The sequence below is a fragment of the Caballeronia sp. LZ043 genome (genome assembly GCF_031451075.1).
Classification (GTDB): domain Bacteria; phylum Pseudomonadota; class Gammaproteobacteria; order Burkholderiales; family Burkholderiaceae; genus Caballeronia.
The window spans coordinates 17,035-38,366 of the sequence record NZ_JARUXT010000004.1; the positions used below are offsets into that span (position 1 = coordinate 17,035).

General features: G+C 61.9%; 23 protein-coding genes. 10 read left to right on the forward strand and 13 right to left on the reverse strand.

Annotation, left to right across the window (positions count from 1 at the left end; all coding sequences use genetic code 11):
- Positions 1 to 19: 19 nt before the first annotated feature.
- Positions 20 to 1,414 carry an L-serine ammonia-lyase gene (locus QCE64_RS27745; protein ID WP_310007438.1) on the reverse strand — a complete coding sequence of 465 codons (1,395 nt, stop codon included), beginning with the start codon at positions 1,412 to 1,414 and terminating at the stop codon, positions 20 to 22.
- 274 nt (positions 1,415 to 1,688) lie between these two features.
- On the opposite strand from QCE64_RS27745, the gene QCE64_RS27750 reads away from it, so the two are divergent.
- The 7 genes from QCE64_RS27750 (at position 1,689) to QCE64_RS27780 (ending at position 5,963) form a co-directional block, all read left to right on the forward strand.
- Positions 1,689 to 2,777: a GlxA family transcriptional regulator gene (locus tag QCE64_RS27750; RefSeq protein WP_309934245.1), complete on the forward strand. Its 1,089-nt coding sequence runs from the start codon at positions 1,689 to 1,691 to the stop codon at positions 2,775 to 2,777.
- Between the two features lie 60 nt (positions 2,778 to 2,837).
- Positions 2,838 to 3,605, forward strand: a complete 768-nt coding sequence (locus QCE64_RS27755) for a class II aldolase/adducin family protein (RefSeq protein WP_310007440.1) — start codon at positions 2,838 to 2,840, stop codon at positions 3,603 to 3,605.
- Positions 3,606 to 3,618: 13 nt separating this feature from the next.
- Complete coding sequence (locus QCE64_RS27760; RefSeq protein WP_310007442.1) at positions 3,619 to 4,119, forward strand: hypothetical protein; 501 nt, start codon at positions 3,619 to 3,621, stop codon at positions 4,117 to 4,119.
- 9 nt (positions 4,120 to 4,128) lie between these two features.
- Positions 4,129 to 4,440, forward strand: a complete 312-nt coding sequence (locus QCE64_RS27765; protein WP_309934252.1) for a hypothetical protein — start codon at positions 4,129 to 4,131, stop codon at positions 4,438 to 4,440.
- 241 nt (positions 4,441 to 4,681) lie between these two features.
- The gene (locus tag QCE64_RS27770) at positions 4,682 to 5,161 is read left to right on the forward strand and encodes a DUF2778 domain-containing protein (RefSeq protein WP_310007444.1); all 480 of its coding nucleotides are present in this window, start codon (positions 4,682 to 4,684) and stop codon (positions 5,159 to 5,161) included.
- Positions 5,158 to 5,454, forward strand: coding sequence for a hypothetical protein (locus QCE64_RS27775; protein WP_310007447.1), 297 nt, complete (start codon positions 5,158 to 5,160; stop codon positions 5,452 to 5,454). Before QCE64_RS27770 ends, QCE64_RS27775 begins: the two co-directional genes overlap by 4 nt.
- Positions 5,455 to 5,486: 32 nt before the next feature.
- Positions 5,487 to 5,963, forward strand: coding sequence for a type VI secretion system tube protein Hcp (locus QCE64_RS27780; RefSeq protein ID WP_309927452.1), 477 nt, complete (start codon positions 5,487 to 5,489; stop codon positions 5,961 to 5,963).
- Between the two features lies 1 nt (position 5,964).
- On the opposite strand, the gene QCE64_RS27785 is transcribed toward QCE64_RS27780, so the two are convergent.
- From QCE64_RS27785 to QCE64_RS27815, 7 genes are all read right to left on the reverse strand, one after another.
- Positions 5,965 to 6,912 carry a choline ABC transporter substrate-binding protein gene (locus tag QCE64_RS27785; protein WP_310007449.1) on the reverse strand — a complete coding sequence of 316 codons (948 nt, stop codon included), beginning with the start codon at positions 6,910 to 6,912 and terminating at the stop codon, positions 5,965 to 5,967.
- Between the two features lie 97 nt (positions 6,913 to 7,009).
- The gene (locus QCE64_RS27790; RefSeq protein WP_310007451.1) at positions 7,010 to 8,002 is read right to left on the reverse strand and encodes a GlxA family transcriptional regulator; all 993 of its coding nucleotides are present in this window, start codon (positions 8,000 to 8,002) and stop codon (positions 7,010 to 7,012) included.
- Positions 8,003 to 8,013: 11 nt separating this feature from the next.
- Complete coding sequence (choW, locus tag QCE64_RS27795; protein ID WP_309927458.1) at positions 8,014 to 8,916, reverse strand: choline ABC transporter permease subunit; 903 nt, start codon at positions 8,914 to 8,916, stop codon at positions 8,014 to 8,016.
- Positions 8,909 to 10,087 carry a glycine betaine/L-proline ABC transporter ATP-binding protein gene (locus QCE64_RS27800; protein WP_309909234.1) on the reverse strand — a complete coding sequence of 393 codons (1,179 nt, stop codon included), beginning with the start codon at positions 10,085 to 10,087 and terminating at the stop codon, positions 8,909 to 8,911. Before QCE64_RS27800 ends, choW begins: the two co-directional genes overlap by 8 nt.
- A gap of 430 nt (positions 10,088 to 10,517) precedes the next feature.
- The gene (locus QCE64_RS27805) at positions 10,518 to 10,670 is read right to left on the reverse strand and encodes a hypothetical protein (RefSeq protein WP_310007454.1); all 153 of its coding nucleotides are present in this window, start codon (positions 10,668 to 10,670) and stop codon (positions 10,518 to 10,520) included.
- A 260-nt stretch (positions 10,671 to 10,930) separates the two neighbouring features.
- The gene (locus tag QCE64_RS27810) at positions 10,931 to 11,899 is read right to left on the reverse strand and encodes a hypothetical protein (RefSeq protein WP_310007456.1); all 969 of its coding nucleotides are present in this window, start codon (positions 11,897 to 11,899) and stop codon (positions 10,931 to 10,933) included.
- 175 nt (positions 11,900 to 12,074) lie between these two features.
- Positions 12,075 to 12,758: an MgtC/SapB family protein gene (locus QCE64_RS27815; RefSeq protein ID WP_309927462.1), complete on the reverse strand. Its 684-nt coding sequence runs from the start codon at positions 12,756 to 12,758 to the stop codon at positions 12,075 to 12,077.
- A gap of 132 nt (positions 12,759 to 12,890) precedes the next feature.
- On the opposite strand from QCE64_RS27815, the gene QCE64_RS27820 reads away from it, so the two are divergent.
- Positions 12,891 to 14,015 carry an AGE family epimerase/isomerase gene (locus QCE64_RS27820; protein ID WP_309927463.1) on the forward strand — a complete coding sequence of 375 codons (1,125 nt, stop codon included), beginning with the start codon at positions 12,891 to 12,893 and terminating at the stop codon, positions 14,013 to 14,015.
- Positions 14,016 to 14,026: 11 nt separating this feature from the next.
- On the opposite strand, the gene QCE64_RS27825 is transcribed toward QCE64_RS27820, so the two are convergent.
- On the reverse strand, positions 14,027 to 15,568 hold the full coding sequence (locus tag QCE64_RS27825) for a methyl-accepting chemotaxis protein (RefSeq protein WP_310007459.1): 1,542 nt from the start codon (positions 15,566 to 15,568) through the stop codon (positions 14,027 to 14,029).
- 272 nt (positions 15,569 to 15,840) lie between these two features.
- On the opposite strand from QCE64_RS27825, the gene QCE64_RS27830 reads away from it, so the two are divergent.
- Positions 15,841 to 16,281 carry a PaaI family thioesterase gene (locus QCE64_RS27830; protein WP_309934267.1) on the forward strand — a complete coding sequence of 147 codons (441 nt, stop codon included), beginning with the start codon at positions 15,841 to 15,843 and terminating at the stop codon, positions 16,279 to 16,281.
- A 76-nt stretch (positions 16,282 to 16,357) separates the two neighbouring features.
- Here QCE64_RS27830 and QCE64_RS27835 read toward each other — a convergent pair whose 3' ends face one another.
- The 4 genes from QCE64_RS27835 to QCE64_RS27850 form a co-directional block, all read right to left on the reverse strand.
- On the reverse strand, positions 16,358 to 17,206 hold the full coding sequence (locus tag QCE64_RS27835; RefSeq protein ID WP_309925368.1) for an ureidoglycolate lyase: 849 nt from the start codon (positions 17,204 to 17,206) through the stop codon (positions 16,358 to 16,360).
- A gap of 40 nt (positions 17,207 to 17,246) precedes the next feature.
- Positions 17,247 to 17,990: an SDR family oxidoreductase gene (locus QCE64_RS27840; RefSeq protein ID WP_309925371.1), complete on the reverse strand. Its 744-nt coding sequence runs from the start codon at positions 17,988 to 17,990 to the stop codon at positions 17,247 to 17,249.
- 73 nt (positions 17,991 to 18,063) lie between these two features.
- Complete coding sequence (locus QCE64_RS27845) at positions 18,064 to 18,900, reverse strand: amidohydrolase family protein (protein ID WP_310007461.1); 837 nt, start codon at positions 18,898 to 18,900, stop codon at positions 18,064 to 18,066.
- Positions 18,897 to 19,943 (reverse strand): aldo/keto reductase, encoded by a 1,047-nt coding sequence (locus QCE64_RS27850; RefSeq protein ID WP_310007463.1) that lies wholly within the window; start codon positions 19,941 to 19,943, stop codon positions 18,897 to 18,899. Before QCE64_RS27850 ends, QCE64_RS27845 begins: the two co-directional genes overlap by 4 nt.
- Before the next feature lie 552 nt (positions 19,944 to 20,495).
- Here QCE64_RS27850 and QCE64_RS27855 point away from each other — a divergent pair.
- Positions 20,496 to 21,284 carry an IclR family transcriptional regulator gene (locus QCE64_RS27855; protein ID WP_310007465.1) on the forward strand — a complete coding sequence of 263 codons (789 nt, stop codon included), beginning with the start codon at positions 20,496 to 20,498 and terminating at the stop codon, positions 21,282 to 21,284.
- The last annotated feature ends 48 nt before the right edge of the window (positions 21,285 to 21,332 follow it).

A 21,332-nucleotide genomic window follows, 5' to 3' on the forward strand; every position in this document is an offset into this window, starting at 1 on the left:
GTTATGCGTTGAATCAGAATCAGCATTCGATGACGTTCACGGCCAGGCCGCCGCGCGACGTCTCCTTGTATTTCGTCTTCATGTCGGCGCCGGTTTCGCGCATCGTCTTGATGACCGAGTCGAGCGACACGTAGTGCGTGCCGTCGCCTTTCATGGCCATGCGCGCGGCGTTGAGCGCCTTGATGGCGCCCATTGCATTGCGTTCGATGCACGGAATCTGCACGAGCCCGCCGACCGGATCGCAGGTCATGCCGAGGTTGTGTTCCATGCCGATCTCGGCGGCGTTCTCGACCTGCGCAGGCGTGCCGCCCATGACCGCGGCGAGCGCGGCGGCGGCCATCGAGCAGGCGACGCCCACTTCGCCCTGGCAGCCCACTTCGGCGCCGGAGATCGACGCCGTTTCCTTGTAGATGATGCCGATGGCCGCGGCCGTCAGCAGGAAGCGCACGATGCCTTCGTCGTTCGCGCCGTGCATGAACTTCACGTAGTAGTGCAGCACGGCGGGAATCACGCCGGCGGCGCCGTTGGTCGGCGCGGTGACCACGCGGCCACCCGCGGCGTTTTCCTCGTTCACGGCCATGGCGTAGAGATTGACCCAGTCGAGCATCGACAGCGGATCGCGCAGCGACTCTTCGGAGCGCGAGCGCAGCGACGCGGACAGGTCCGCCGCGCGGCGCTTCACGTGCATCGGACCGGGCAGCTCGCCGCGTTCCTTGCAGCCGCGCTCGACGCAGGCGGCCATCACGCGCCACACGGCCAGCATGCCTTCGCGCACTTCGGCTCCGCTGCGGCTCGCGCATTCGTTCTGCATCGTCACTTCGGCGATGGAGAGACCGGTTTCGCGGCAGACGCGCATGAGGTCGTCGCCGGTGCGGAACGGATGCGGCACCGTGCCGCCCGCGCGCAGGCCGTTGACGCGATCGCCGTCGCGATTCACGACAAAGCCGCCGCCGACCGAGTAATACTCCTTCTCGACGAGCAACTGGCCGTTGTCGTCGAACGCCTGGAAGCGCATGCCGTTCGGATGCACGATGCTCGAACCGGGCGCGCCCGGCATCAGCTTGCGATAGAAGCCGATGTGCTCGCGCTCTTCGAACATCACTTCGTGCTTGCCGAGCAGCATCAGGCGCTTGCTCTTGCGGATGGCGTCCAGGCGCGGCGCGATCACGTCGGGATCGATCAGATCGGGCAGATTGCCTTCAAGGCCGAGCAGCACGGCCTTGTCGGTGCCGTGGCCCTTGCCGGTCGCGCCAAGCGAACCGAACAACTCGACGCGCACCCGCGTGACGAAGGCGAGCAGGTTGGCGTCCTCGATGTGGGACGCGAACCGGCACGCCGCGATCATCGGTCCGACGGTATGCGAGCTCGACGGTCCAATGCCGATCTTGAACAGATCGAAGACGCTGACGTTCATGTGCGAGTCCCTTTGCTTGGCTTTGACTGGGCGCAGCGCGGCAGGCGCGTGCGTCGTTTCGGTATGGCGCTCATTGCACCAAACCGCAAAAAGACTCGATAGAACAAAAGCGCCGTCGAAATGGGATGGCGGCGTCAGCGCGTGGCGCAGCGTGCACGCATCGGTGTAATCCCTAGGTTCTGAACCGGCCTGCGCGTTTTCTGACGCGGGTGCCGCGCGCCGCGCGCGAGTGCTATGCTCGCCGGATCACTTCGAGCCGCCGCACGTCACGCGCATGAACCCCGCAGAGTCCCTTCCACCGCTGTCCATCGACGGTCAATCGAAATCGCGTATCCGCTTCGGCATCATCCTGCTGCCGAACTTCACGCTGACCGCGTTCTCCGGTTTCGTCGACCTGTTGCGCCTCTCCGCCGACGAAGGCGATTTCAGCCGCCCCGTGCGCTGCTCCTGGAGCGTGATCGGCGAGACGCTCGCGCCGGTCCGCGCGAGTTGCGGCATCCAGGTCACGCCGTGGGAAACCTATGAGAAAGCCGAGCCGTTCGACTACGTGGTGGTGGTCGGCGGCCTGCTGCATTCCGGCCCCGCGACGAGCGATGCGACGCTGCAGTTCATTCGCCGCGCAGCCGCGGCGGATGCGACGATCGTCGGCATGTGTACGGGCGTGTTTTCGATGATGCGCGCCGGTGTGCTCGAAGGACACCGCATCTGCGTGAGCTGGTTTCACTACTGGGACTTCGTCGAGCGCTTTCCGCATGCGGATGAACAGGCGCTCGTCGCGGACCGGCTGTTCGTGATCGACCGGCGGCGCATTACGTGCTCGGGCGGACGCGCTTCCATCGACGTGGCCGCGGCCATTCTGCTGCGCCACTTCGAGACCGCGACAGTGCAGAAGGCGTTGCGCATCCTGCTCGTCGACGACATGCAGAAAGGCAACGCGCCGCAGCCGCATCCGCCCGGTCTCGCGCCGGCGACGCATCCGAAAGTCAAACGTGCGATCCTGCTGATGGAGCAGCACGTCGGGCGTTCGTTGACGCTGGACGAACTGGCCCACAAGCTCGACATGTCGACGCGCCAGCTTGAGCGTCTTTTCAAGGCGGAGACGGGCAAGGCGCCGCAGGCGTATGCGAAGCAGGTGCGGCTGCGCACGGCGGCATGGCTGCTGACGAGTTCGGACAAGACGGTGGCGGATATCGCGTCGAGCTGCGGCTTCTCGGATGCCTCGCATCTGGGCCGCGAGTTCCGCAAGCAGTTCGGCGTGCCGCCGATGATGTATCGAGAGCAAGGCGGTGCACAGGACGCGCAGGCCGCCGAGCAATCGATGGACTACGACGAGACTTTTCCGGGCCGCGCCCAGGCGCTGTAGAGCGCCTTCAGAGTACTTGGTTCACGTTTTCCGCGGCTCATCACACCAAGGAGGAACGGCATGGCGACTCACGGATACTCGCAGGAAGAATGGCAGGTGCGTTGCGATCTTGCGGCGCTCTATCGCGTGATCGGGCATTTTCGCTGGACCGACATGATCTTCACGCACATCAGTGCGCGCGTGCCGGGATCGGACCATCACTTTCTGATCAACCGCTATGGCGTGCTGTTCGACGAGATGCGCGCGTCGGATTTGGTGCGCATCGACAGCGAAGGACGGCCGGTCGAGCCCGGCGCCCGCGACGACCCGGAGCGCTATCGCGTGAACCCGGCGGGATTCACGATTCATTCGGCCATTCACATGGCGCGTCACGATGTGGCGTGCGTCGTACATACGCATACGGCGGCGGGTGCGGGGGTTTCGGCTCAGAAGCGCGGCCTGCTGCCGATCAGTCAGCATGCGTTGAAGTATTACGGGCATCTGGCTTATCACGATTATGAAGGGATCGCGCTGGATCTGGCCGAGCGGGATCGGCTCGTGAACGATCTCGGTTCGCATAACGCGATGATTCTCCGTAATCATGGGCTGCTGACTTGCGGGAAGTCGATTCCGGAGGCGTTTCAGGAAATGTATTTTCTTGAACGGGCTTGTGAGATTCAATTGCGGGCGCTGGCGGGAGGCGGGGAATTGAACTGGCCTTCGGAGAAGGTGTGTGAGGTGACGGCTTCGCAATATCGGCGGGATGAATCGGAGGGGATTACGCACATGCAGTGGGAAGCGGCGTTGCGGATGATTGAGGGTCGGGCTATGACGGATTATCGGAGTTAGTTCGATTTGCTTGTTGCTGATCGCAGTCTTATATGCCCTCGATTTTGTTGATCGGGGGCATTTTTGTTTTACAAATTTTTATGCATGTTTACGGCTTCAGGCGGTACCGTTCGATGCTCAGTCCATCACGAAAAGTCGAATGCCGTTTCAATACAAGTTCAATATTATTCGGAGAGGGCTTCATAGTAGCTGGCAAAGAACTAAACGCACCCTTCGTCATTTTCTGCAAATGGCCCTGTTTATCTGCGTCACTTTTCGCGCCGGAATTGCTTTGGCAGTCTTCTTGATAGAGAAGACATCCATCATGTCGGACTGGCTGGATGACGCCACTCGCTACGTCCTCAGGCTAACGCATTCGGACATCAATTATCACGAAGATATCTTCGTGATTTCGGATCTCACCGTTTTAATCGCGTGCTGGATTGTAGTAGACGTCACGGTGTTCGCGGCCTATGTTTTCGCTTCCAGATTTTGGCGTGGCAGGGAGCAAATCAAGAACGCGACTGCGAGGTGAGTCACTTCGATGCCTGTCTTCATTTTCGCAACAAAACGCATCTTCAAATTAATCCTTCAGTTTTCGCTTTGGCTCGTACTTTGGTATGGGCTCGGTGTTGTCCTTTTTCGTTATCTAAATGCGCGCGTCGAAGAAGCGCCGGGATGGATCGAATGGACCGTGCGCTTTGCGCTCGAAACCCTAGGCTACGGCGATGTGCAAGAACCTGAAACCATCGGCGCCTTTTGTGAGCTTGTCGCGCTCGTGCTCTGCTGGATATTCGTCGCGATGGTCTTGTTGATTGGATATCGATTGATCGCCCGATTCATTCACAGCGGCTGAAGCACGTGTGTTCTCCGTCCATGCATTTTGGTGCACGTTAAATTGTCAGGCGGTAAGAAAATCGTGCGCGGAGGCAACGAGTCTACTCTTATAGGTGCCAGCTCAAAGCGTATTCGATTTTCGCAGGTGGTGGCGGCAAGTTATCTATAAATTTATTACAGAACTTTTCACACTGCATGGCAATCAACCGCTAAGGTTGTGAGCGCGATTAATAACTCTACGAAGCGCGCTTGGAAAATCAATGCCAGTCAGCTGTGTATTCAAACTCAACCGACAGGTTTCCTCCGATCTGACCTGCACAGGTTTCGGCAGCATTGAGGCGTATTCAGGAAGAGGCGTGGGTCGTGACAATCCGGACGCCGTTTCGCTCGAAAGCGTGGGTCCCATTCCGCCTGGACGCTACTACCTTATTGATCGCCAAGCCGGCGGTCGTTTAGGTTGGCTTCGTGATTGGTGGACTGACTTAGTTATCGGTAGCGACCATACCCAATGGTTCACCCTCTGGAATCCCAAAACGGGCGACTCAACGATTGTAAATGGCGTCAAGCGCGAGAGTTTCAGGCTTCATCCGAACGGAGTCAGCGGGACAAGCATGGGTTGCATCACAGTAGTTGACAAGAAGGCCTTCGAAAAATTGAAAAGATTCATTCGTTCAAGGCCGCCGACTATCTCTATTCCTGGGACGTCATATAAGGCCTATGGCGTGGTGGAAGTTCAATGAAGAAGATGGCCTGGTTCGTTCTTCAGATTTCTCTTTGGATTTTCCTCTCCTACAAACTGGGCATTTTCCTTCTCCGTTTTATCGACGCGCACATTGAAGCGTGCCCGGAGTGGATTGAAAGGACCGTGCGCTTTGCACTCGATTCATTCGGCTACAACGACGTGCGGGATCCAGAAACCGTCGGTGCCGCCTGCGGCCTCTTCGCCCTGGTCCTCAACTGGATCTTCTCAGCCCTGGCCCTATGGCTGGCCTACCGCTTGATCACCCGCATCGTCCGTAGACGACATCAATAACCCCGCTTCCGTTCACCCTAAATCCCACCCCCATGCACTCCGACATCCTCCTCAACCTACAGGGCATCGACGGCGAATCGCAGGACAAAACCCATCCCAAAGCCATTCAGGTGATCTTCTGGGAATGGACCGTTTCCCAACCCTCCTCCATGCACGTCAATTCAGGGGGCGGCTCGGGCAAGGCGTCCTTCTCCGGCCTCGAATTCAAGCACGAGATCGACCGCGCATCGCCCAATCTGTTCCTCTACAGCGCCACCGGCAAGCACATACCCAAAGCGGAACTCATCATGCGCAAGGCCGGCGGCACGGCCCTCGAATACTTCCGGATCACCATGGAAGACGTGTTGATCACGAAGGTCCACCCATCCGCTGACGCCGGCTACGCCATCGAAAGCGTCGGCCTGTCCTTCGCGAAAATAAAGCAGGAATACGTCGTGCAAAACGCCCAAGGCGGCAGCATGGGCGCGGTCACTGCCGCCTTCGACATCAAGGCCAACAAGGCCCTGTAACTCAATTCGCCCCCGCCACATAAGTCTTCACCGCCGGCAGCCCGTCCTTCCCGTCGAACGTCTTCACACCCGCAAGCCACTTGTCCAGCACCGTCGGATTGGCCTTCAGCCACTCGCGCGCCGCCTTGTTCGCATCGGTCTTGTTCATGATCGGCAGCATCACGTGGTTCTCGATATCCGTCGTGAATTGCAGATTGGAAACCAGCTTCGCGACATTCGGACAACGCGAATCGTAATCCGTCGGCGTCACGGTCAGCACCTTGGCCTCGCCATAATTGGGACCGAAAACCTCATCGCCACCCGAGAGATAATCGATCTTCATCTGCACGTTCATCGGGTGCGGCTCCCACCCCAAAAATACGATCGGCTTCTTCTCGCGAATCGCGCGATTCACCTCCACCAGCATGCCCGCCTCGCTCGATTCCACCAGCTTGAACTTGCCAAGTCCATATTGATTCGAATCGATCATCTTCTTGATCAGCGCATTGCCATCATTGCCCGGCTCGATGCCATAGATCTTGCCATCGAGCTTGTCGTAGTTCTTCGCGATATCGTTGAAGTTGCGAATACCCGCCTGATACGCATAATCCGGCACCGCGAGCGTGTACTTCGCGCCCTTGAGATTCGGCGTCGCCAGTACCTTCACCTGATTGTTCTTTCTGAACGGATCGATGATCGGATCCATCGTCGGCGACCAGTAACCCAGGAACACGTCGATCTGCTTGCTCTTGACGCCCGCGAACGTAATCGGCACCGAGGCAATCGTCTTCGTCGGGTTGTAGCCGAGGCCCTGCAGGATCGTCGATGCGAGTCCGGTCGTCGCCGCGATATCGGTCCAGCCGACATCCGCAAAACGCACGTTCCTGCACGCCGCAGGCTCGGCCGCGTGCGCCACGCTCACACCCGCCAGCATCGCCGCAGCGAGCGACGCGATCCACAAACGCTTCATGTTTTTCCTCTCTCTCAGGTTCATCAGGACGCAAGTCAGCCCGCGCGCGGCCCGTCACGAACCGGCGCGGAACAGAATCATTCAGACAATGGACGCGCTAGGCCGAGAGGCGCCGCTCCACGCTGGGCGCATGCCCGAACTGCGCGCGATACGCCTTGCTGAAGTGACAAGGCGAATGAAATCCGCATACGCTCGTCACGCGTGCAATCGACGCATCTGTATTGCGCAACAGTTCGCGCGCGCGACGCAGCCGCAGCGTGAGGTAGTAATGCGTCGGCGAGACGCTGAGGAACATCTTGAACATGCGCTGCAAGTGCCGCTGCGACAAATGCACGAGCCGCGCAAGCTCATCGAGCGAGAGCGGCTCTTCGATGTTCGCCTCCATCAGCCGGACCACTTCCACGAGCTCGGCGCGCGAAAAGCCCACGCGGGCATCGACGGGAATGTGCTGGTAATCCGTCGAGCCGCGTATCCGTTCGACAATGAACTGTTCCGACACCTGCGCCGCATGCGCCTGCCCCAGCCGCATGCCGACGAGATTGAGCATCAGGTCGAGCGGCGCGGTGCCGCCCGTGCAGGTCAGTCTGTCCCGATCGATCACGAACAGTTCGTCAGCGAAACGCACATGCGGGAAGCGCTTGTTGACCGGCGACATGTCTTCCCAATGCAGCGTGCAGCGATAGCCATCCAGCAGCTTCGCGGCCAGCAAGGCATACGGCCCGGTGCAGATGCCGCCCAGCGGAATGCCCGCCTCATGCGCGCGTTGCAGAAGGCCGATCACCTTGTCGTCGACGTAATCCGCGACCTGCCAGCCCCCGCAGACGATCAGCACATCGGGCATGCCGGTTTCGTCGATCGTCATGGCCGGCTTGACCGTGATGCCGTTGCTGGCGCGCGCGGGTTCGCCGTCCGGCGTGATGATCGACCATCGATAATGCTGCGCACGGCCGACGTAATTGGCCATGCGCAACACCTCGACCGCGCTCGTGAACGCGATCATCGAGAAGTTCGGCAGCGTCACGAAGCCGAAGTGCGCGAGATTGGACAACGGTGAATCCACAGCCGCCGGGACGATCGCGTCGCGCTTCATGCACAAGCCTCTCAGCTTTGTTGGGTCGCCGGCGTGCGGCGCACTTTCATCACGCTCTTGAGACCCGCGAACAACGGAGCGCGCGCCATGCCAGGCGAACGGCCGAAGCTTTCCGTGATGCGGTCCAGGATGATCGCCAGCAACACCACGGACAGGCCGCTCTCGAAGCCCAGGCCGATGTCGAGGCGCTGGATCGACGCCAGCACGTCGTTGCCGAGGCCGCCTGCGCCCACCATCGACGCAATGATCACCATCGACAACGCCATCATGATGGTCTGGTTCACGCCAGTCATGATCGACGGCAGCGCGTTCGGGACCTGCACCTTGTAGAGCAGCTGCCACGGCGTGCAGCCGAAGGCCTGGCCGGCTTCCACGATTTCGCGGTTCACATGCTTGATGCCCAGCGACGTGAGACGCACGGCAGGCGGCATCGCGAAGATCACGGTGGCGAGAATCCCCGGCACGCGGCCGAGACCGAACAGCATGGCCGCCGGAATCAGGTAGACGAATGCGGGCATGGTCTGCATCAGGTCGAGCACCGGACGCACGATCATTTCCACCGTCCGGCTCTTCGAGGTCCAGATGCCGAGCGGAATGCCGAGCAGCAGGCTGATGAAGGTCGACGACAGCGTGAGGCCCAGCGTGATGACCATCTGATCCCAGAAGTTGGTCGCGTAGACCAGCAGCAGCGCGGCCAGCACGAACGCCGCGAATCGCCAGCCGACCCGCCACAGGCCAATGCCCACGAAGATGGCGATCATCAGCCACATCGGAATGGCCTGCAGGCCATGCTCGACCGCCGCGGCGAACGTTTCGATGACCTTGCCGATCGAGTCGAAGGTCTTCGCGTCGTGATCGAGGAGATAGTGGACACCGTGGTCCACCCAACTGCCAAGCGGAATGATTTCAGACATGGGAACCTCGATGGTGCGTAAGGACCTTCAGGACGTTGGCCTTGTTGATCGAACCGCAATAGAAGCCGTCGGCATCGACAACCGGCAGCGGCGCCGGACTCGCAACCACGCGGTTCACGACATCGTCGAGAGCCATGCCGCGCTCGATGCACTCGATGGGATTGATCTGCGGCACCGCGTTGCCATTGCCGTCGCGGCCGACGAAACCGCGAATGCGGCGCTCGCCGTCCATCACGAACGCGTAGTCCGCGCTGCCGTTGAGCGTCGCCGCCACGCTCGACGCGTCGATCTGCGGCGCATGCTTGATGAGCGGCACGGCATCGGTCTGCATCAGGTCGCCCGCGGTCAGATAGCGGCTCGTGTCGATACCCTCGAAGAAGGCCTCGACATAATCGTCGGCGGGATTGGTGATGATTTCCTGCGGCGTGCCTATCTGCACCACCCGGCCGCCTTCCATGATCGCAATTCGAGTGCCGATGCGCATCGCCTCTTCGAGATCGTGCGACACGAACAGGATCGTGCGACGCTGCTCGCGTTGCAGATCGAGCAGCACGTTCTGCATCTCCTTGCGCTTGAGCGGATCGAGCGCGGAGAAGGCCTCGTCCATGATCATCAGCGAGGGATTCACCGCCAGCGCGCGCGCCAGTCCCACGCGCTGCTGCATGCCGCCCGATAGTTGCGCAGGCAACTTCTGGGCGAACGGCGCGAGGCCGACTTGTTCGAGCACGGTCATCGCCCGTGTTTCGCGCTCCTTCTTGCCGACGCCCGCGACCTCGAGGCCGAATGCGGCGTTGGAAAGAACAGTGCGCTGCGGCATCAGTGCAAAGGACTGGAACACCATGCTCATGTCCTTGCGGCGCAGTTCGGTGAGTTCCGAGCGACGCACGGCGGCCACGTCGCGGCCGTCGATCAGCACTTTGCCGGCGGTCGGCTCGACGAGCCGGTTGATGAGTCGGATCAGCGTGGATTTGCCGGAGCCGGAAAGGCCCATCAGCACGAAAATTTCGCCTTCCTTGACGTCGAACGAGACGTTATGGACGCCGACGATCTGCCCGGTGCGCTTGAAGACTTCTTCCTTCGTCGCACCGCCGGCCAGCATGTCGAGCGCTTGCTTGGGACTGTTGCCGAAAACCTTGCACAGTCCCTCGACTACCACTTTGGGGGAATTCATCGAGTCTCTCCTGGCGGGGCGGACCTGCGTCCGCGCTGTGCATACATAGTTGCCAGAAAAAAGTCACGTCAGCCGACTAATTGCGACAGGCACATGTGGAAATACGACACTGGAATAAGGCCGGATGTGCGCAATGCTCGTCGGGGCCTTGCTGGATAAGGCTTTGCCGCCAGCGTAATGAAACGGCTCGGGGATTTTTGCGTGTCGCGTCAGGACAAGTCTGGATGCTTGTTGACGATGCAGGCGAGTTGCCGGGTAGACGTCAGACAGGCGAAAGGAAGGGCGATGCGATCGCGCGCAGGAGGCGCGTGGGGACAGCGAGGAGATGCTAGAAAAACTACATGTAGCGGTGACTTGGCGGGCGGGTCGTACGGCAAAGGGCCGTCGTGTGTTGCTTGTGTTGTGTTCCCGCGCCGCCGTCAGCGACGCATTACAGGCGAATGCCGAAAGCCGTACCGCGTGCCTTGCGCTGACGCTCCGAATCACGGAAACGTGCTTGGTAGCAGTAGTCTTTGTCGAGCGGAAGGTTCGGCGATTCGAACAGCGAAGCAAATTTTTGCAGCAGGGCGAAAAGGTAGCTCATGTCTGGCTCCGGTTAGCGTTAAAGGGTTTTCCCTTAGGACGCATTATAGGGTTTGCCCTGATTCATTCCAAGTGCGTCGCAGCATTTTCGAATAAATTTGTTGTAGTTTTTCTACATTTTACCGATTCCTGCGAGTGATTTCGCTGCTCTGAATGTGGGGACAGCCGGTAAACGCCCGTCCGGCCGCGTCTCGGCGTCGGAACACGCGAAAGCGCGACATGCCGCCGCAGCGCGTAACGATGAAACGGGAAGGCGAAGAATCAGTGTGCCGTCGAACCGGCGCGATGGTGCGCGGAACGCGCGTACTTCTTAGACGGATAGTCCGGGCTGTCCGCGCTCACCGGCTGCATCGGCGAGGCGTCGGTTCCGTACGGGTCGCGGCCATGCCGCAGGCTGACGGTGTCCGAGTCGGTATCGAAGAGCGAGGCAAGCGTCGCCTGTTGGTTGAGCATCAGTTGCTCCATGCGGTCCTGCTGCAATTTGCCGTCGCGGCCCATATGCACCAGCAGCACCGTCTGCGCGATACCGGTTGCCACGGTGACGAGCATCACGCAGACGATGATCGACAACATCGTCTTCATCCGGCGCGCGTGCGCGGTCGCGGACATGCGCTGCTCGATCATGACGGCGTGGAGCGCCTCCACCGTGTCGGCAAACGCGGCGGCCCGCGCGCGGTCAAGCTCGGGCCCGGCTCCGGCCTTGATCTGCGGCGGCACCTCGCCGGGCGCTCCAGAAGATTGCACCGGCTGCGACACCCCAACGGCGCCGTGCCCGTCGAGCGCGACGCTACTCACGCTTGCCGCACGCGGCACGGCGGCGGCGAGCGCACAGGATTTCGCTGGCTCCATGCCGTCGCCTTCGTTGGCTGGCGAGGGCTGCGCTTCGTCCTGAAACAACCCTTGCACCGGCTCGACCGGCGCCACGTTCGTCTTTGACGCCCGTTTCGCCGCGGCCGCCTCGGACGGCGACGCAGCGTGGTTCGACTGCACTGCTGCGAGAAACACCTCAGGCAGCTCGAAGCCTTCGAACGTGCCCTGACGGATATCGGTATTCAGTGCCTGAAGATGCGCGCGTTCGGCGTCTTCGGCGAACAGGTCGAGCGTTTCGCCATTGCGCGCGCCGTCGCTCAATTGCGCGAGACGCTGCGCGGAGCGCGCCGCGCGGGCGAGTTTCTTTTCGATGTCGACGCCGTCCTGTCTGGCCGGCGATTCGGGCTCCCGTCGCGGCATGGCGCGTCCGGCGGTATCGCCCGGGAGCGTGTCGGGCGTTTTGTTTGCAGCGGAATCTGGCATAGGTTCGAAAGGCCGCGGCCCTGGACGCACGGTGGTCCGGCGGTCGCGGCGAATTCTTCGAGAGGCCGCATTGTCTCACGCGGCGGGGCGCCGCCCGCATCCCTCAGGCAAATTAGCTGGCATCGTCCTCACGAAATTCGCGCACGACGTCGAGATGCCGCAAACGATCGCAGATCGCCTGATATTCCATCGCCGATGCGCGCGACAGCTCCACGCGCACTTCATCGAGATCGGGCGAGTCGTCGCTCTGCTGGACGACAAACTGCTTCACGCGCACGCTGCCGGGGCCCAGCGCTTCGTGCAGGCCATGAAACGTCAGCGAGCCGCGCTCGACCAGCATCGTCAGTTGCCGGCGCTGCTTGACGCTGATGAAGCGCCGTTCCAGCGGTTTGATGCCCGCGAGAATGACGAGAATGATCGCCGTCGCCGCGATCGACGCCGTGTACAGCCCGCCGCCCACCGCCAGCCCGATGGCCGCAACCGACCACAGGCTCGCCGCCGTGGTCAGTCCGCGCACGATCTCGCCGCGCAGGAGGATCGAGCCTGCGCCGAGAAAGCCGATGCCCGACACCACCTGCGCCGCGACCCGCGACGGATCGAGCACGACGTGATCGCCCTTCAAGGCTTCCTCGAAACCATAGGCCGACACGATCATGATCAGCGCCGAGCCGACGCACACGAGCATGTGCGTGCGCAATCCTGCTGCCCACGAGAGCCGTTCACGCTCGAAGCCGATCACGCTGCCAAGCGCCGCCGCCATCACGAGCCGCGAGATGATTTCAATATTGCCCAACATGTCAGTGACCTCCTCTGGTCGAAAGCCCGGCGAGCGGCCTCGAGAACCGGTCGGCGCCAGGCTGGTTTGTTATGCTTCCGTGCTGCGCGCCTCGGGCAAGGGCGCGTCCCCTGGGTCCATCCGAGTCTATCCATGCAGGATCAGCAAACCAACGCTCAGTCCAATGCTCAATCGCCGCTGCAAGCTGTGCGCCCGGACTCCGCCGCCGCGCTGCGCGCGCATTATGCGGATGTCGTGCTGCCGATATGGCGCGGTCCCGGATTCAACGCCGCGCTCGGCTTGGCGTACGAAGCCGTCGCGGCGCATGACCATGCGCCGCTGCCGCCCAGGCGTTATCGCGCGATGGCCTGCGCGCGGCAACTGTTCGCCTTCACGGACGCCGGCGACCTCGCGCATGCCGCCACGCTGTTCGACGCGCTACGGCACTATTTTCTGGACCGGCAAAACGGCGGATGGTTCTATAGCGTCGATGCGAACGGCGCACCGCTCGAGCGCCAGAAGGATCTCTACACCCATGCATTCGTGGTCTTCGCGTGCGCGCATTACGCCAAGCGCACCGGCTCGGCCGACGCCTTCGCGCTGCTCGACGAAAGCTCACGCCTGATCGAAGCACGCTTTTCGAGCGGCGGTGATCTGCTGAACGCGGTGCTTGCCGAAGACTTCGGCGCCACGCTCGAAACCCCGTTGCAGAATCCGCTGATGCATCTCGCGGAAGCATGGCTTGCCGCGCGCGAAGCCACCGGCGACGCCGCCTACGACCGGCGGCTTTTGCAACTTGCACGCTCCGTCGCGGACGCGTTCGTGCATGCGCCGAGCGGCTCGATCGCCGAATTGCCGATGGGCGCGCCAGGCAACCGGCTGGAGCCGGGCCATCAATTCGAATGGTTTTTTCTGGCGCTGGGAAGCCGGCACGAGGCGTTCGAGGCGGCCGGGCTCAACGAAGGACTCGCGCGCGCCTTCGAATTCGCACAACGTCACGGCGTGGACCCGGAAACGGGCGGGGTGTGCGCGGCCATCGACGAGAGTGGCCGCGTGATCGACGGCACCCAGCGCATCTGGGCCCAGACCGAATATCTGCGCGCGCTGGTCACGCGCGGCGAAGCGCCCGGCGAGCAGATCGCGCGCTTCGGCGCGCGCTTCCTGCATGACAAGGGCTGGGTGGAGGCCCGGTCGGCGCAGGGAGACGTCATTCGCGCCGAGATGCCGTCGACGACGCCGTATCACCTCGCGACGTCGTACGCGGCCTTGACTGACTGACGGGCGCTGTCTCAGGCGAGCTGGAACACCGACACCGCCGCCTTGAGCTGCCGCGTCTGCTCATGTAGCGACGACGCAGCAGCAGCAGCCTGCTCGACGAGCGCGGCGTTCTGCTGGGTCATTTCGTCCATCTGCGTGACGGCCTGGTTGACCTGCTCGATCCCGACGCTCTGTTCGAGCGACGACGCGCTGATCTCCGCCATCATCTGCGTCACGCGTGAGATCGACGCCGATACGTCGCGCATGGCCGCGCCCGCGCGTTCGACGAGCAGCGAGCCGTCGCTCACCTGCGCCACCGACTCGCCGATCAGCGCCTTGATTTCCTTCGCCGATTGCGCGGAACGTTGCGCGAGGCCGCGCACCTCTCCGGCCACGACCGCGAAACCGCGCCCCTGTTCGCCCGCGCGCGCCGCTTCGACGGCCGCATTCAGCGCGAGGATGTTGGTCTGGAAGGCAATCCCGTCGATGACGGAAATGATCTCCGCGATCTTGTCCGAGCTGGACGCGATGCCGCGCATCTTCTCGACGACATCATCCACGACGCTCGAGCCGCGCGAGGTGGCCTGCAGCGCTTCACCGGCCAGCGTGTTGGCCTCACGTGCGTGCTCGGCGTTCTGCCGCACCGTGGCGGTCAGCTCTTCCATGCTCGATGCCGTTTCTTCCAGCGAGGCCGCCTGGTTTTCCGTGCGCGCGGACAGATCCGCGTTGCCGCTTGCGATTTCGTCGGCGCCGAGGTTGATCGAATCCGACGTCGCGCGCACCGCCTTGACCGTGCTCGCGACGCTCGCCTGCATCGTCGCGAGTCCGGCGAACAGCCGGCCGATCTCGTTGCTGCCGCCGCGCTCGATGCGTTCATCCAGATGCCCGTTCGCGATGCGTTCGAAGTGCCGTCCCGCTTCCTCCAGCGGCGCGATCACGCCACGGCGCAGCGCCACGTGCGTTAGCGCGATGCCGGCCACGAGCGCCACCAGAATCACGATGCCGACCGCGCGAAACCATGCATAGCGCGTGTCGATCGACGCGAGATAGGCGCGCCCGGCCTCATCGCCGAAATTGACGAAATTTTGCTGTTCCGCGAGATAGCGGTCCTGGAAGCCTTGCGTGGGCTGATCCAGAAACGCCTGGATGTTGCCCGCATCGAGATACTGGACGAGCTCCGCCAGCGCCTTCGCATACTCCGCGTACTTGCCTTGCAGCGCAGTCGAGCGCGCGATGTTCTCGTCGCCGGTCTTGGGCGCATTCAGGAAGGCGTTGAAAGACTTGTCCGCCGCCGCGATCTGTGCGCGCGCGTGCTGCACGATGTCGGTCGGCTCGCTGCCGCCGCGCACCATGCGGGTGCCGGCGCGGGACAGGTTGATACGTGCATCCATCAGATGCTGCGTCGTCTGGTTGACTGCATTGACCTGCTTGAGCGCGATGTCGGAAAGATTGCCGACATCGTCATGCGTGCGTGAGAGGGACCAGAAACCGAGTCCCTCGGTGACCAGCTGAAAGAGACAGAACACCACCAGTACAGCCAGCAAACCCGTTGAAACCTTGATCCTTGCAAACATCACCCGCACTCCGAATTTGCGAAATCACACCCGCCCGAGCGGGAACAGTGAGGGTTTACGGCAATGCCGTCAGAAAGCTTGAATCGTTTGCGGAACCGGCTGTCTACGCGAATGCGGAGATCGCTGCGGGTTTGACTGGGCATCGTCGAAGGCGCACATCACGCGGCCCGAACGCTCCATTGCACAAAATTTGCAGGAGTTTCTTGCAGTGCGCGCGATCGCTTTCTATTGTCTTTGCAGGACGGCACCGAACCCACCCAAGGAGTGTCCGAATGGCCGAAATAGTCGATATCGCGCGCGGTGCGCTGAATGCGCAACCGTTCAGCGCCTTGCTTGGTACCAAACTGATGCAGGTCGATTCAGCGAGTCTCACGCTGTGTCTGACCATTAGGGACGAACTCAGGCAGCAACATGGCTTCGTACACGGCGGGGTGGTGAGTTATCTCGTGGACAACGCGCTGACCTTCGCCGGCGCGCTGCGGCTGGGCCCGAAGGTCGTGACGGGCGAGTACAAGATCAACTACTTGCGCCCGGCGGTCAGCGGCACGCTGATGGCCCGTGCGCGCGTCGTGCATGCCGGCATGACGCAGGCCACCTGCCAGTGCGACGTGTTCGTCACCGATGGCGGCGCTGAACGGTTGGTCGCCGTCGCACAGGGGACGATCACGCGCATCAATGACGGCGTCGCGAGCGAGCCGGTTTTCCACGCCTGAGCCGCATTCTTCCTTTATCCCGTCGTCCAGAAAAAAACCTCGCCGCAGCGAGGTTTTTTTCGTTGCGCCGCCAACGTTACTTGGCTGCGACCGTCTTCTGCGTCTGCTCGCCGAGCCCTTGAATGCCCAGCTTCATCGTCTGGCCGGCCTTCAGGTACACCGCGCTCGGCTTCACACCCATGCCGACGCCCGGCGGCGTGCCGGTGGAGATGACATCGCCCGGCTGCAGGCTCATCACCTTCGACAGATACGCCACCAGTTGCGCGACCGTGAAGACCATCGTCTTCGTGTTGCCGTTCTGATAGCGCTTGCCGTCGACTTCGAGCCACAGGTCGAGCTTTTGCGGATCAGCGATTTCGTCCTTCGTGACAACCCACGGTCCGATCGGGCCGAACGTATCGAAGCCCTTGCCTTTGTCCCATTGCGTGCCGTGCTCGAGCTGCCATTCGCGCTCGGAAACATCGTTGATCACGCAGTAGCCGGCGACGTAATCGAGCGCGCTGGCTTCGTCAACATACTTCGCTTCCTTGCCGATCACCACGCCCAGTTCGACTTCCCAGTCGGTCTTGACCGAGTTGCGCGGGATTTCGACGTCGTCGTCCGGACCGCTGATCGCGCTGGTCCACTTGTTGAAGATGACCGGCTCGGTGGGCACCGGCAGGTTCGACTCGGCGGCGTGATCCGCGTAGTTCAGCCCGATGCAGACGAACTTGCCGATACGGCCGACGCACGGTCCGATGCGCGGATTGCCGTCGACGACCGGCAGCGTCGCGACATCCACCGCGCGCAGTTTCGCCAGGCTCGCCTCGGTCAGCGTCGCGCCGGTGATGTCATCGACGACCTTCGACAGATCGCGAATCCGGCCCTCGGCGTCCAGCAGACCCGGTTTTTCCTGACCCTTGGGGCCGTAACGAAGCAGCTTCATCTGAGTTGATCCTCCTGGTTCGAAAAAGAACGATGACCGGTCAGTTCGACCAGCCACCATCGATGATGTGAATCTGACCCGTCGTGAACGACGAGTCGTCCGAGCCCAGATACAGCGCGAGCGCGGCGATTTCCTCGGCGCGGCCGACACGTCCCATCGGCTGGCGAGCGACGAAGGCGGCCTGCACCTGATCGACGGTGGCGCCCTGCGCCTTGGCCTGTTCCGCGATGCGGTCCTTGAGCGACGGCGACTCCACCGTGCCGGGACAGATTGCGTTGCAGCGGATGCCGCGCGTGACGAAATCGGCGGCAACGGACTTGGTCAGGCCGATCACGGCCGCCTTCGACGCGCCATACACGAAGCGGTTCGGCACGCCCTTGACGCTCGATGCCGCCGACGACATGTTGATGATCGACCCCCCGCCCGTCTCCAGCATTTTCGGCAGGAACGCGCGGATCGTACGATACATGGCCTTGGCGTTCAGGTCGAAGGCGAACTCCCAGTCTTCCTCGGTCGCTTCGAGAATCGAGCCGGCATGCACGTAACCCGCGCAGTTGAACAGCACGTCGACCGCCCCAATTTCCTGCGCGAGCGCGTTGACCGCCTGCGAGTCGCGGACGTCGAGCCTGCGCACTTCGAAGGGCTTGCCGTCGAGCGACTCCGTGCGGATATCGGTGGCGATGACACGCGCGCCTTCCTTCGCGAAAAGCTGAGCCGTCGCAAGGCCGATGCCCTGTCCCGCTGCCGTAATGAGCGCCGTCTTGCCTGCCAGTCTTTGTACCATCTACTGCTCCAGTCGAAGTTGTTTTTGAGACATCTTGGCTATAAGAGCCGGTTTGGGTTTCTTCCGAATCGCTTCAGAGTCGATAGAAATTTTGGGCGTTTGCGCCGAATATCGCGTCTTGCGCGGCTTTGTCGAGATGCGCGGTCAGACGGCTTGCCGTGGCGTGCCACACGGCATAGTCGCCGTTGAGATTGAGCACGGGCCAGTCGCTGCCCCACATCAACCGCGCGGACCCGAACTGTTCGACGAGATGCGCGACATAGGGTTTCAGCGTGGCCTCGGTCCAGCCAGCGTTTGCCTCAGTCGCGAGACCGGAAATCTTGCAGTGAAGTTGCTGCGGTAGTGCGGCTAGTCTCGCGATGCTGTCGGCCCACGGTTGCCAGCTGGATTCGATGCCGTCGCGGATCGGCGGCTTGGCCGCGTGATCGACGACGATTCTCAATGTCGGATAGCGCTCGACGAACTCGATCAGCGACGGAACATGCCGCGTGAAGATGAGCGCGTCGAAGGCCAGATCGAGATCGATCAAGCGATGGATCGCCGCCGGATGTGGCGCGTGGGCGATCCATGTGTCGTCGGGCAGATCCTGAAGCATCGGCCGCACGGCTTTGAACTTCGGGTCGCGAGCGAATGTGTCGATCATCTGCACGGCATCGGGCGAATCGAGCGGCACCCAGCCAACCACGCCGGCAATCGAATCCTCGGTGCGGGCCAGATCGAGCAGATAGCGCGTTTCATCGATGGTCGGCGCAGCCTGCACGACGACCGTTCGAGCGATACCGGTTGCTTGTCGCAAGGGCATGAGGTCATCGGGTGCGAAGACGCGGTAGAGCGGCTTCATGTCCGGCGTGAGCCAGCCGTAGTCGCCTCGCGCCGGATCCCAATAGTGTTGATGCGCGTCGATGTTCATCGCGGCACCGGCGCATCCGCATGCAGCAGGCCTTCGGCGCGCAATGCATCCCAAAGCGCCGGCGGAACCGGCGTCGCAAAAGATGCCGCGTTCTGACGCACTTCATCCGGCGTGCGGGCGCCCATCAGCACCGTGGCCACGACTTTATGCGCATAAGGAAACTGGATGGCCGCGGTCGACAGCGCTACGCCGTGCTCCCGGCACACGCGCTCCAGTTTGCCGACACGCTCGACGATGTCCTTCGGTGCATCGCCGTAGTTGAACTTGAGATCGCCATGCGCTTGATGGTCAAGCCCGCGTGCCAGAATGCCCGAGTTGAACGCGCCGCCCAGCAGGATGCTGACGCCACGCTTTTCGCATTCGGGCAGGAGATCGTCGAGGGTGTTCTGTTCAAGCAGCGTGTATCGTCCCGCGAGCAGCGCGCAGTCGATGTCGTACTCGGCCATCATCTCGCGCACTGCAGCGCCTTCATTCACGCCGAGGCCGACCGCCTTGACGCCGCGCGACTGCTTCAACTCGTCGAGCGCGCGAAAGCCGCCTTCGTTGGTCAGTTGCTTCCAGTAATGTGCGTTGTTTGCACCATGGGTGACCCGGCCGATGTCGTGAATCAGCACGATATCGATGTCCTTCATGCCAAGGCGCATCTGGCTGTCCTCGAAGGAACGCAGGATGCCGTCGAACGTGTAGTCGTAGATTGCCTGGAACGGCAGCGGCGCGGCCCAGCCTTCGCTGCCGTCGTCGGGCGTCGTGCGTGGGACGAAACGGCGCCCGACTTTGGTCGACAGCACGAAGTCTTCACGTGGATAGCGCCGCAATGCATCGCCAAGACGATGTTCCGCCTTGGTGTGGCCATAGTGTGGCGCGGTATCGAAGAAACGAATGCCGGCTTGCCAGGCGGCGTCGACCGTCGCACGCGCGGCTTCTTCAGTGAGTTCGTGATAGAGGCCGCCGAGCGGCGCAGTACCGAGCGACAGCGCGCTCACTTCCAGCGGCGTGCGGCCAATCTTGCGTCGGCGCGAAACAGCCTGGGTGTCTCCGGTCATGTGCAAGCCTCGGTGGTTTCCTTCAGTGTGAAGCGTTCTCGGCCGTGCGAGACGCCACAGTACCCTGTCGCGCTTCGCCTCGCAAACCTGCGGACCGGGACATTGACCTTATGAGGAATCCGCGAACTGCCGCTGCTTGCGATGTTCGAACTTCGAGGAGCTCGAGATCACGCGCGTTTGCAGCGGACTCGGCCAAGTGGCGATGCGCGCCTTTGATCGCAGTCGGCGCCGCGACGTCCGTGCCAACGCCTTTTGCTAACAGCGCGCGGCAATTCTCGCAGTGCGTCGATCTCCTGCAAGCCTCTCATCGGCGCCTGGTTTTGCGTGTACATGGCTGCCACTGGATTTACGGACGCCCATGCAAGCGCTCTGTCAGACATCATTTCCCGGCGCGTTTATTCATCAGTGAACGTAATATTCATATTCGCACGACACGAAGTCAAGAAAGCGTTGAGTCGGAACGGCAAGTAGTTTCCCGAACGCGCCGAAATGTGAACCCTTTCTGCGGCTTACACTGGCGCTCCTGACACCAGATATCCACCCAGACTGAGAATGCCTTCCGAACCGATGGACCAGGATGTCGATGCCGACCGCTACCGTGCACCCGCGCTCGACAAAGGCCTCGACATCCTCGAACTGCTGTCTGCGCAGAAGTCAGGGCTGACGCGCGCGGAAATCACGAAGCGGCTCGGGCGCAATGCGAGCGAGATGTATCGGATGCTGGAAAGGCTGGTTGCCCGTCAATATGTCGTGCGTTCGCCGGAAGGCGATCGCTACTCGCTGAGCCTCAAGCTGTACGCACTTGCGCATCTTCACCCGCCGATGAACCGGCTGATTGCAGCGGCCCTCCCAGCGATGCAGCGTTTCGCCGACGCTGCCGAGCAGTCCGTACACCTCGTGGTCTACGAGCGCGGGAATCTGCTGGTGATCGCCCAGGTGGATGGGCCTGGGACTTGGGGCATATCGGTGCGGCTTGGCGCGCGCGTCGGTCTGATCGATACCGGCTCGGGCCGCGTGATGCTTGCTTTTCAAACGGACGAGCAACGCGAACACATGCTCGCCGAACATACGAAGGTCAAGGGCGAGATGACCGTGGACGGTACAGTGCTGGACGCCGACTATCGGCAGATCCAGGAAGCGGGTTTTTCGAGGAAGGACAGCCAGCAGAGTTTCGGCGTGACAGACGTGACGTTTCCGTTGCTCGGTCCTTCGGGCCAGGCGATTGCCGCCCTCACCTGTCCATATATGCGACGCATCGACGACTATGTTGCACCGTCCGTTGAAGAAGTGACTGCCTTGCTGATGGAAGCATCGAACTCGCTTTCGATGACGCGTGACTGAGCACCGTGCGCGACGCGTTAGAATGGCGACCCTTCCAAAAGGCAAGGC